Genomic DNA, 11,092 nt, shown 5'->3' on the forward strand with positions numbered 1-11,092 from the left:
ACGCAATGAAGGCTGCTAATCGCGTGGCTCTGGGGGCGGGGCTTTACTTCATTGCAACCCCCATCGGTACGGCCCGGGACATCACGCTCCGCGCGCTGGATATTCTGGCATCTGCGGATGTGCTGGCTGCCGAGGACACCAGATCACTTCGAAGATTGATGGATATCCACCAGATCGCGGTGGGGGAAAGACCGCTGATCGCATACCATGACCACAACGGCACTGCACAGCGTCCCCGTATTCTCGAGGCTATCGCAGCCGGTAAATCGGTGGCCTACGCGTCCGAAGCGGGGACGCCGCTGATCGCTGATCCCGGTTTCCAGTTGGGCCGCGCGGTGGTGGCGGCCGGTGCTTATGTGACCGCAGCACCGGGCGCCTCGGCAGTTCTGACGGCCCTTACGGTGGCGGGCCTGCCCACGGACCGTTTCTTCTTTGCCGGATTTGCGCCGAACGCCACCGGACAGCGTAAAACGTATATTCGCACGCTCAAGGACGTGCCGGGTACGCTGGTCTTTTACGAGTCGCCGAAACGAATTCACAAAATGTTAGATGATTTGGCCTCTGAGTTGGATGGCGCGCGCCCCTGTGCCGTGGCTCGCGAATTGACCAAGAAGTTTGAGGAGGTCATTCGCGGTACGGTGGATGAGGTTCGGGCACAGCTGGCTGATCGAGCTTTGAAGGGCGAGATTGTGGTCTTGGTCGGCCGGTCAGAGAATGAAGACATGGACGAGACGGCGATCGAAGAAATGCTGCGGGCTTTGATGAAACAATCAACGTTGAAAGATGCTGTCGCAGAGGTCGCGAGCGCATCGGGAATGGCGCGCAGGCAGGTCTATCAGATGGCCTTGTCGCTTGATAAGCCGGAGTGAGCGGACAGCGATCCTACCACGCGGGCCTTCAGGCAGAGCGGAGCGTCGCGCGCCAGTATCTGCGTGCCGGCTACACATTTGTGGCGCACAGATATCGCTCGAAGTCTGGTGAAATCGATCTTGTGTTGCGGCAGGCCGACACGGTGATCTTTGTTGAGATCAAACAAAGCAAGACCCATGCGCGCGCGGCGGATCACCTGTCAGAGCGTCAGATTTCGCGGCTTTACGATGCTGCCTCCGAGTTCTTGGGCGGCGAACCGGCAGGACAACTGACGAACACCCGTTTCGATGTCGCGCTGGTCGACGGCGACGGTATGATCGAAATTCTTGAGAACGCTTTTGCCGGCTGACGTCTGAAAGAGGCGATTGAAAGACCAGCGCGGTCAGGTCACAAAGGCCTGATAAATTGCTGCAAGGATTTCCCATGGGCCTGACCGTCGCCATCCAAATGGACCCGATCGACGCGATTGATATCGACGCCGACAGTTCCTTTCGTATCGCCGAAGAGGCGCAGGCCCGGGGCCACTCCCTGTTTTTCTACACGCCTGATCAACTGTCTTATCGCGAAGGCAAGGTGTCCGCCCGGGGGTGCGACCTGACCGTCCGCAGGGAGCTTGGCAACCACGCTACGCTCGGCGAGATGCGTGAGGTCAATCTGGCGGAGTTCGACGTGGTTTGGCTGCGTCAGGATCCCCCGTTCGACATGGGCTACATCACAACGACCCATATTCTGGATCGCATCCACCCGAAGACGCTTGTGGTGAACGATCCGACTTGGGTGCGCAACTGGCCGGAAAAGCTCAAGGTGCTGGACTATCCCGACCTGACACCGCCAACGATGATTGCGCGCGATTTGGATACGCTGAAAGCGTTTCGGGCCGTGCATCGCGATGTGATCCTGAAGCCGCTGTACGGAAACGGTGGCGCGGGTGTCTTCCGGATCAAGGAAGACGACAGCAATCTCAACTCTCTCCATGAGTTGTTTTCCGGCATCAACCGGGAACCGCTCATCATGCAGAAGTTCCTACCAGACGTCTCGAAAGGCGACAAGCGGATCATCCTCGTGGACGGTGTGGCGGTCGGTGCCATCAACCGTGTGCCGGCCAAGGGCGAGACCCGGTCAAACATGCATGTGGGCGGTCGCCCCGAAAAGGTTGGTATGACCGAGCGCGATCTGGAAATCTGCGACGGTATTGGTGACGATTTGCGGGATCACGGTCAGATCTTCGTTGGCATCGATGTGATCAGCGGTTGGTTAACAGAGATCAATGTGACCTCGCCCACGGGTATTCAGGAGCTTGAACGCTTCGATGGCGTGAACGTGGCCGAGAAAATCTGGCAGGCGATTGAGGCGCGTAAGGCGGGCTGAGATCAGCTCGCGACGCGGTAGCTGATCGCTTCGGCCACGTGGGGGCTTCTGACGTTAGGTGCGCCATCCAGATCCGCGATTGTCCGTGCGACGCGCAACACGCGGTGATAGCTGCGAGCGGACAGCCTGTAGTGGTCTGCAGCTTTTGCCAGAAGGGCGCGCCCTTCGGTGTCAGGTTCCGCAATCTCTTTCAGAACTTCGCCTTCTGCGTCTGCATTCACGCGCATGTCATCGTTATGCGCAAACCGCGCCGTCTGCACATCACGTGCCAGGGCCACCCGTTCCGCGATCTGCTCTGATGGCTCGCCGGTCGCGGGCAGGTCCAGATCCGTGTAGCAAACAGGCGGAACGTCAATTCTGATATCAAACCGGTCCATCAGCGGGCCGGAGATGCGGCCCATGTAGTCCTCGCCGCAGGAAGGCGCCCGCGCGCAGGCTTGTGTCGCGTCGGTCATGTAGCCGCATTTGCAAGGGTTTGCCGCCGCGACCAGCATGAATTTACAAGGGTACTTCACATGCGCATTGGCGCGCGCCACGACCACGTCACCTGTTTCGATCGGCTGGCGCAGAGTTTCGAGTACAGTACGCGGGTATTCGGGGAACTCGTCCATAAAGAGCACGCCGTTGTGGGCCAACGAAATTTCACCGGGCTTCGCGCCCCGGCCCCCACCGACAATGGCAGCCATAGACGCCGTGTGATGGGGTGTCCGAAACGGGCGTTCGCGCGAGATGCCGCCTTCATCCAGCAATCCCGCGAGGGAATGGATCATCGAGGTTTCCAGCGCTTCCTCGGGCCGCATCGGCGGCAGGATGCCCGGCAGGCGCGCGGCCAGCATAGACTTCCCGGATCCCGGCGTTCCGACAAAAAGCAGGTGGTGTCTGCCTGCAGCGGCAATCTCCAAAGCGCGCTTGGCCCTTTCCTGACCCTTCACATCCCGCAAATCCTTTGCGTGCGACCGCGCATCAATCTCGCCGGGGGTTGCGACGTCCAGCGGGGCTTGGCCCGTGAAGTGCTGTGTCACCGCATGAAGCGAGGGCGCGGCGAGAACGCGCGCTGCGTCGACCCAAGCCGCCTCTGGCCCGCACCCGGTTGGACAAAGCAACGTGCAATCTTCCGTAGCCGCAGCAACCGCAGAAGGAAGTGCACCAATGACCGGAACGAGGGAGCCATCGAGGGACAGCTCCCCCAGAGACATGATACTTTGCATCTCTTCCCGGGGCAGGATGTCCAAAGCGGCCAACAGCGCCAGCGCGATTGGGAGATCAAAATGTGAGCCTTCCTTGGGCATATCCGCCGGGGAGAGATTCACGGTGATCCGTTTTGACGGCATTGCGATTGACATGGCCGTCAAAGCCGACCGAACCCGGTCGCGGGCTTCGCTGACCGCTTTGTCTGCCAGACCGACGATGGAAAAAGACGGCAATCCTGCAGATACCGCGCATTGGACCTCGACGGTCTTTGCCTCGATCCCCTCGAAAGCCACCGTGTATGTTCGTGAAATCATGACGCCCTAGCCGTGTTTGGTTAACGGCTAGGGCGGAAATCTTTACGAACGGTAAACGTCCATGAAGGCGGGAAAGGCTTCTGCATCTGCGACTGTCTTATCCCGGCAAAATGCATTGCAGAATCCAAAGATGCGGCCTTCGATCTCCGCCAGATGGGTGACAGGCTGACCAGAATAGGGGCAGGCTGTGTTCTCCGGCTCGCCCGTTTCTATCGCTTTTCCACGAAGTGGCTTGGGACCCGGCCAGGTGGTGGTCCTATAACTTTTCACATACCACGGCAGAGCCGTGTCACCGACCAGCCCCATCGCGCGCCATTGCCGAAATGCCGTATCCGCAAGATGGCGCGCGACGTAGTCTGCGGCAAATTCGTTCACCTCGAGCCCATATCCCGCAATCCGGGCCGCGACGGGGGCAAAGAATGCGTCAGCAACCGAGTAGTCCCCGAACAGCCACGGTCCATATGAAAGCTCACGGGCGTGGGCCCAAATCGTTTCCAACCTACGTAAGTCATCCGAAACGCCCTCGCTGACGGGAGCGTTGACGTAGGCTTGACCCAAATGCATCGGACATTCCGACCGCAACGCTCCAAAGCTCGAATGCATCTCGGCGGTGGCTGCACGGGCTGTCGCTCTCAATTTCGGATCACCCGGCCAGAGCCCTGCCTTCGGATGCCGTGTTGCCAACTCCTCCGCGATTGCGAGCGTGTCAGAGACGATGGCCCCTTCAGGTGTGACCACAGTCGGCACCGTTCGCGCAGGCGCATACTTGGACAGCTGATCCGCCACATCGCGTGAGCTGAAGTCAACGAATTTGGTGTCTGCGGGGATGCCGAACTTCTCAAACAGAAGCCATCCGCGCAAAGACCAACTTGAATAGGTGCGATCACCCAGAATTAATGTATAAGTCATGAGCGGATATTATCTTGGAAGATGCTTCACGGAAATCGATGAATCGTGACGTATCCCATCACGGAACGTGATTAATCTTCCCGAGATGCCATTGATGTCCGTCCCAACTCATTTCTGTGACAGACAGGTTATCTATCCCGTGTCCCAAGCAGTCATAGGGCGGCAATCCCCCGGCTCGTCCAACCTGGGTCAGAATCGCACCGAAATGCGCGACCGCAATAATATTCTGTCCGGCGTAACTCTCGTTCATACGATCGACTTCCGGTTCTATCCGCCTTGCTGCGTCGTACCAGCTTTCGCCATTCGGCGCTTTGATTTCGCCGGGATCTTCCCAATAGGCGCGGCTGAGTTCCGGATCACGCCGGGACACGTCGTCAAAGGTCAAACCATCCCAGTCGCCGAAGTGAAACTCCCGAAACGCCTGTAAGTGATCAAGGCGCGTTCTGCCCTTTTCGAGGGCGTCCGCCGTCTGTACCGCGCGTCGCAAATCTGATGAGACAATGACCGCCTGACTTGGCAGATACGCATTCAGGCGCAAGATTGTATCTTCGTCTGACAGATCGGCGGGTACGTCACGCCATCCGCAGAACGCCTTTTCATGCGTCGGGCCGTGACGCACCCACCACCAGCGGGTCAAAGGGGACTGCCTTTTAACACCTGCGGAAGCCCCGCGATCACCTGCACAACTCTATCCGCTTGCGCCGCCAGCTTGATATTGAATCGCCCCTGGATCGCCCTAAATTCACGCCCCAGTTTTGAAGATGGAACAATTCCGCCCCCAACTTCGTTGCACACTAAAGTGACAGGGTTTTGGGTTGATGTGAGGGTGGTCAGTAATTCTTCTACTGCACCTTCAATATCGGCTCCCGCGAGAAGAAGGTTTGACAGCCACAATGTCGTGCAATCAATCAGGACAACGCCCCCTTCCGCGGCCTTTGAAACTGCGGCAGCAAGATCAATGTGTGCTTCAACAGTGGTCCAGTCATTGCCGGCGCGGGCAGCGCGATGCGCTTCGATCTTTGACGACATCTCCGGATCAAATGCTTGCGCCGTCGCTATGTACGTTCGGGGAGTTCCCTGAGCGATCACAATTTGCTCAGCAAAATCTGATTTGCCTGATGACGCCCCACCCAACACCATTGTCACAAAACTTTTTTGCACCGAGTGATATTTCCTTTGATCCGAAAGCGCCTATGGCGCGTAATAAACACAAAATAAGATAATCTGCGACGCAATAATCGATAACAGACGACCTGGGAGTAAGACCAATGGCATTAGACGCAAGATCCGACAATTCCCTGTCCCGCACCGCAATGAAGGCGGAGCTACTGGACGCGGAAACGGAGCTGCGACTTGCATATGCATGGCGTGATGAACGGGATGAAGCTGCCCTTCACCGTTTGATCACAGCTTATATGCGGCTCGCGATTTCAATGGCCGCAAAGTTCAAACGCTATGGCGCGCCAATGAACGATCTGATTCAGGAAGCTGGTCTGGGTTTGATGAAAGCGGCGGACAAGTTCGATCCGGACCGCGGTGTTCGCTTCTCAACTTACGCTGTTTGGTGGATCAAGGCATCGATTCAAGACTACGTGATGCGGAATTGGTCTATGGTTCGCACCGGCTCCACCTCTTCGCAAAAATCATTGTTCTTCAATATGCGCCGCGTTCAGGCCCGTTTGGAGCGGGAGGCTGCAGCGCGGGGTGAGAGCTTGGACAAGCACCAGTTGCGCCAGATGATTTCCACAGAGGTCGGTGTTTCGATGCGCGACGTCGAGATGATGGAAGGGCGCCTTGCGGGATCCGACTACTCCCTGAACGCGACCCAGTCGACTGAGGATGAAGGGCGCGAGTGGATTGATGCGCTCGAGGATGATGGCGAGCAGGCTGCGGAGATCGTGGAAAACAGCCATGATACCGACTGTCTGCGGAACTGGCTGGTCAAGGCCATGACAGGTCTGAACGAGCGCGAGCAGTTCATCGTTCGCGAACGCAAGCTTTTGGACCAACCTCGCACGCTTGAAAGTCTCGGCAATGAGCTTGGTCTCAGCAAAGAACGTGTGCGCCAGTTGGAAGCCGCAGCGTTTGCCAAGATGCGCCGTGCCCTCGAAAGCCAATCCAAAGAGGTCCAGCATTTCCTCGCATAACACGCGTGTGATTTTTACTTTTTGCGTGGCCTTTTCCCTCTGCCCGCAAATCCTAAGCGCTGATGTCCTTGAGACGTCGGCGCTTTCTCATTTGCCCGACGCCGATATCTACCTCTTGGGCGAACTTCATGACAATGAAATCCACCACGAAAACCAAGCGACGGCTGTGGCCGCGATTGAGCCAAAGGCGTTGGTGTTCGAGATGCTTTCCCCAGATCAGGCAAGTGCTGCTGTTGGGATTGATCGATCTGACGAAGCTGCCTTAGGCGCAGCCTTGAATTGGGCGGACAGCGGCTGGCCCGAGTTTGGCTATTACTATCCAATTTTTGCGGCAGCTCCGGACGCCCAGATTTACGGCGCCGCGGTCCCACGCGACGATGTCAGACGGGCGTTGGAAGACGGCGCTGCGGCAGTGTTCGGCGAGGATGCGGGGCGATTTGGGCTCAGCGATCCGCTTGAGCAACCAGAGCAGGAGATGCGGGAAGACATGCAGCAGACTGCCCATTGCAACGCTTTGCCGCCCGAGATGCTGCCCGGTATGGTCGAAGCGCAACGTCTGCGCGACGGGGTGTTTTCCAAAACGGCCCTGCAGGCCCTCGAAGATACAGGCGGGCCTGTCGTCGTGATCACCGGCAACGGCCACGCACGCGCTGATTGGGGTATGCCGCGATACTTCCGTGCCGCCGCACCCGAAGTGACACTTTTGTCATTGGGTCAGATCATCGAGGCGGAGGATAACCCGCCCTTCGACTATTGGCTGATCACCGCAGACACGCGCGATCCCGAGTTTGATCCTTGCGCCGCGTTCAAAAGCAACTGATTGCACGCTGCTGTCCTGCGGCCTAGATATCAAGGGCTTGGAATGCAAAGGGGCGGCGAAATGCTGGCAGGCAAACGGATATTGTTGATCATCGGCGGCGGCATTGCCGCATTCAAATCCCTTGATCTCATCCGGCGCTTACGCGAGCAGTCTGTCGAGGTCACGCCCGTTTTGACAAAAGCTGCCGAAGAATTCGTAACTCCACTTAGCGTATCGGCCTTGGCTGCTCGGAAGGTCTATCGTGATCTCTTTGATCTGACGGACGAGGCAGAGATGGGTCATATCGAGTTGTCCCGCGCCGCGGATCTTGTTGTTGTCGCACCGGCGACAGCGGATTTGATGGCCAAGATGGCGTGCGGCCATGCGAATGATTTGGCCTCAACTTTGCTGATGGCGACGGATAAGCCAGTCCTAATCGCGCCTGCCATGAACGTGCGCATGTGGGAACATCCGGCGACGCAGCGCAATCTGGATGTTTTGACCGCTGACGGCGTAACCTGTGTCGGGCCAGACGAGGGCAACATGGCATGCGGCGAGTTTGGTCCGGGGCGGATGTCCGAACCAAGTGCTATTATTGATGGGATCCGCGCCATGTTCGCGGACGGTCCACTGAAAGGTCGCCACATCCTCGTAACGTCTGGCCCGACCCATGAACCAATCGATCCGGTCCGCTATATCGCCAACAGGTCTTCGGGCGCGCAGGGCACGGCCATCGCGGACGCGCTGGCGCGGTTGGGTGCACGGGTGACATTCGTGACCGGACCGGCCGAAGTCGCCAATCCGACGGGCGCACAGATCGTGTCTGTTACAACTGCCTCAGAAATGTTGGATGCCGTGCAGGGCGCTTTGCCAGCGGATGCGGCGGTGTTTGCCGCAGCAGTTGCGGACTGGCATGTGACGTCAGCTTCAGATCAGAAGATCAAGAAGGGCACCGATGGCCTGCCTCACCTGACATTTGCGGAGAACGACGACATCCTTGCGACCGTCGCACAGATGAAAGCGGGCCGTCCCGATCTGGTCGTGGGCTTTGCCGCCGAAACGCAAAATGTCATCGAAAATGCGAAATCGAAACGGCTTAGAAAAGGCTGCGATTGGATTGTCGCCAACGACGTCAGTCCGGGGACCGGCATCATGGGCGGTTCGGAAAATGCCGTTACTTTGATTTGCGAGGACGACACTGAAGATTGGCCGCGTGCCAGCAAGTCCGACGTCGCAGCAAGACTTGCACAGAAAATTTCCGAGGCTTTGGATAAGTGACCTGTGCGCCGCTTTTGAAATTTGCGTGGGTCGACGGGGCAGACCGCGCACTTGGGCTGCCGTCCTACGAAACAACGGGGGCCGCCGGAGCGGATTTGAGGGTCAATCTGGATCCAACAGATCGTGCCGCCGGGATTACCTTGGCCCCAATGGCGCGCGCTTTGATACCGACGGGATTGAGACTGGCGATACCGGAGGGGTTCGAGGTTCAAATCAGACCACGCTCCGGCCTGGCGCTGAAGCACGGGATCTCTCTTCCGAATACGCCCGGCACGATAGACAGCGATTACCGCGGCCCTCTCGGTATCATTGTGATCAACCTAGGCGAGGCCGATTTCCTGATCGCCCATGGGGACAGGATTGCTCAGATGATCGTGGCGCCCGTTCTGCAAGCACGGTTTGAGCTTGTTGGCTCCCTGGACGAAACGGATCGCGGCGCAGGTGGCTTTGGCTCCACGGGGCGCGGCTGATGCTTCTGATTTTGGCAATCGCGGCGGGGATCTACTTCGGTGGCCGACAGCTTGGGGTCGCACACCACGTCAGAACGTCATTGCTGATCGTGTTGTTTGTTGCCGTACTGTTCTTTCAACTCACTTTGGCCGACGGCAACCCGTTAAAAGATGCAACCGGCGGATCGGTCGCCAACTGGCTGATCGCAGCAGGGGTGGCCGCGATCTTCGTGGCATACCGAACCCTTCTGCAGCGCCTGCGCACGCGACATCTGGAAGAGATGCCGGAAGCGGAAAGCGATTCCGACAATTTCAAACCCGCAGAGCTGGACCGCTATGCCCGCCACATCATTTTGCGGGAGGTCGGCGGCGCCGGACAACGAAAGTTGAAGAACGCCCGCGTTCTGGTCGTCGGCGCAGGGGGGCTTGGTGCGCCTGCGTTGCAATATCTGGCTGCGGCTGGTGTAGGAACCATCGGGATCATCGATGACGATATCGTAGAAAGCTCTAATCTGCAGCGTCAGGTCATCCACACAGATGCGCGCATCGGAATGCCAAAGGCATTTTCTGCGGTAGAGGCACTAAAGGCCCAGAACCCGTTCGTGGCAATCAAACCCTATAACAGGCGGCTCACGGCAGATATCGCGGAGGATCTGATCTCCGAGTACGATTTGGTGCTGGATGGAACCGACAATTTTGCTACGCGCTATCTGGTGAACCAAATTTGTGTGGCGCTTTCAAGGCCGTTGATCTCGGCCGCGATCACACAGTGGGAGGGGCAGATCAGCCTCTATAACGCCGATCCGAACGCGCCTTGCTATGCCTGTGTTTTCCCGGCCGAACCGGCGGATGGCCTTGCGCCGACTTGCGCGGAAGCAGGCGTTATGGGCGCGTTGCCCGGTGTCATTGGATCCATGATGGCAGTGGAAGCGATCAAATGGATCACCCAGGCAGGCGATCCTTTGAACGGGCGCATGATGATTTATGACGCGCTCTACAGTGAGACTCGGGTCATTGCGGTCCGCAAGTCATTGACTTGTATGGTTTGCGCAAAATCACAATAGGGGTTACCAAATCGTTAACCACAATCTATTGTGTGTAACCCCAAATAAACTCTTTACAGAGTCACAGTTCCGTCACAACATCTAGGCATGGTCGATATAAGAATAACGACCTATTGATGGGAACCCAGCGTCTAGCGACGGGCAAACCGCCGGGCGCGATTTCAAAAAGGGGACCGGGCATGTCTAACCTGGAGCAGTATCTCGAGACCGAGGATTTACACCCGATTGATCTGGTGGAAACGCTCGCAGAACATCATGATTGGGATTTTGATCGCATCGCGGAGGATCAGATTGCGATGGCCATCGAGGGGCAGTGGCGCACCTATTCCATCACGCTGGCATGGTCCGGCTATGATGAAACACTTCGGATGGTATCCACATTCGAGATGGAGCCGCCTGCAGAGAAGCTACCGGCCTTGTACGACCTTCTGAACCGAGCAAATGACACCTGCTGGAGCGGCGCGTTCACCTATTGGGAAGCCCAAAAACTGATGGTATTCCGCTACGGGCTTGTTCTGTCAGGCGGCCTTGGTGCGGGTGCAGAGCAGGTAGACCGCATGTTGACCACAGCGGTTATGGCATCCGAACGCTTTTATCCGGCCTTTCAGCTGGTATGCTGGGGAGATCGGACCCCGGAAGACGCGATGCAAGTCGCCATTGCCGAAGCCTACGGGCGCGCATAACCTCCGTCCCTGAACAAACG

13 protein-coding genes are annotated in these 11,092 nt (G+C 57.8%); 9 read left to right on the forward strand and 4 right to left on the reverse strand.

Features of this window, described 5'->3' with window-relative positions:
• Positions 1-5 precede the first annotated feature (5 nt).
• The 3 genes from rsmI to gshB all read left to right on the forward strand — a co-directional run bounded on the left by rsmI (position 6) and on the right by gshB (position 2,238).
• Positions 6-869, forward strand: coding sequence for a 16S rRNA (cytidine(1402)-2'-O)-methyltransferase (gene rsmI / locus KIN_RS01890; RefSeq protein ID WP_159804261.1), 864 nt, complete (start codon positions 6-8; stop codon positions 867-869).
• Positions 866-1,219, forward strand: a complete 354-nt coding sequence (locus KIN_RS01895; protein WP_159804262.1) for a YraN family protein — start codon at positions 866-868, stop codon at positions 1,217-1,219. The genes rsmI and KIN_RS01895 overlap by 4 nt, the downstream gene beginning before the upstream one ends.
• A 74-nt stretch (positions 1,220-1,293) precedes the next feature.
• Positions 1,294-2,238: a glutathione synthase gene (gene gshB / locus KIN_RS01900; RefSeq protein WP_159804263.1), complete on the forward strand. Its 945-nt coding sequence runs from the start codon at positions 1,294-1,296 to the stop codon at positions 2,236-2,238.
• A 2-nt stretch (positions 2,239-2,240) separates the two neighbouring features.
• On the opposite strand, the gene KIN_RS01905 is transcribed toward gshB, so the two are convergent.
• The 4 genes from KIN_RS01905 to cobU are packed head-to-tail and all read right to left on the reverse strand — an operon-like array spanning position 2,241 to position 5,813.
• Complete coding sequence (locus KIN_RS01905; RefSeq protein WP_159804264.1) at positions 2,241-3,743, reverse strand: YifB family Mg chelatase-like AAA ATPase; 1,503 nt, start codon at positions 3,741-3,743, stop codon at positions 2,241-2,243.
• A 42-nt stretch (positions 3,744-3,785) separates the two neighbouring features.
• Entirely contained in the window at positions 3,786-4,652 is an 867-nt protein-coding gene (locus KIN_RS01910; RefSeq protein WP_159804265.1) for a glutathione S-transferase, read from the reverse strand.
• Between the two features lie 58 nt (positions 4,653-4,710).
• On the reverse strand, positions 4,711-5,289 hold the full coding sequence (locus KIN_RS01915; protein WP_159804266.1) for a histidine phosphatase family protein: 579 nt from the start codon (positions 5,287-5,289) through the stop codon (positions 4,711-4,713).
• A complete protein-coding gene (cobU, locus tag KIN_RS01920) occupies positions 5,286-5,813 on the reverse strand; it encodes a bifunctional adenosylcobinamide kinase/adenosylcobinamide-phosphate guanylyltransferase (protein WP_243144787.1) in 528 nt (175 codons plus the stop codon). The genes KIN_RS01915 and cobU overlap by 4 nt, the downstream gene beginning before the upstream one ends.
• Positions 5,814-5,920: 107 nt before the next feature.
• Here cobU and KIN_RS01925 point away from each other — a divergent pair, with 107 nt between their 5' ends.
• The 6 genes from KIN_RS01925 (at position 5,921) to KIN_RS01950 (ending at position 11,072) form a co-directional block, all read left to right on the forward strand.
• The gene (locus KIN_RS01925; RefSeq protein WP_159804267.1) at positions 5,921-6,799 is read left to right on the forward strand and encodes an RNA polymerase factor sigma-32; all 879 of its coding nucleotides are present in this window, start codon (positions 5,921-5,923) and stop codon (positions 6,797-6,799) included.
• 91 nt (positions 6,800-6,890) lie between these two features.
• Positions 6,891-7,619, forward strand: a complete 729-nt coding sequence (locus KIN_RS01930; RefSeq protein WP_243144788.1) for a ChaN family lipoprotein — start codon at positions 6,891-6,893, stop codon at positions 7,617-7,619.
• A 60-nt stretch (positions 7,620-7,679) separates the two neighbouring features.
• Positions 7,680-8,876, forward strand: coding sequence for a bifunctional phosphopantothenoylcysteine decarboxylase/phosphopantothenate--cysteine ligase CoaBC (gene coaBC, locus KIN_RS01935; RefSeq protein ID WP_159804269.1), 1,197 nt, complete (start codon positions 7,680-7,682; stop codon positions 8,874-8,876).
• 14 nt (positions 8,877-8,890) lie between these two features.
• Positions 8,891-9,346, forward strand: coding sequence for a dUTP diphosphatase (gene dut / locus KIN_RS01940; protein WP_373281644.1), 456 nt, complete (start codon positions 8,891-8,893; stop codon positions 9,344-9,346).
• Complete coding sequence (locus KIN_RS01945) at positions 9,346-10,389, forward strand: HesA/MoeB/ThiF family protein (protein ID WP_159804271.1); 1,044 nt, start codon at positions 9,346-9,348, stop codon at positions 10,387-10,389. The genes dut and KIN_RS01945 overlap by 1 nt, the downstream gene beginning before the upstream one ends.
• Before the next feature lie 179 nt (positions 10,390-10,568).
• Positions 10,569-11,072 (forward strand): type III secretion system chaperone family protein, encoded by a 504-nt coding sequence (locus KIN_RS01950; RefSeq protein ID WP_159804272.1) that lies wholly within the window; start codon positions 10,569-10,571, stop codon positions 11,070-11,072.
• Positions 11,073-11,092 lie beyond the last annotated feature (20 nt).

This window comes from Litoreibacter roseus (assembly GCF_009811795.1).
GTDB classification, from domain to species: Bacteria; Pseudomonadota; Alphaproteobacteria; order Rhodobacterales; family Rhodobacteraceae; genus Litoreibacter; species Litoreibacter roseus.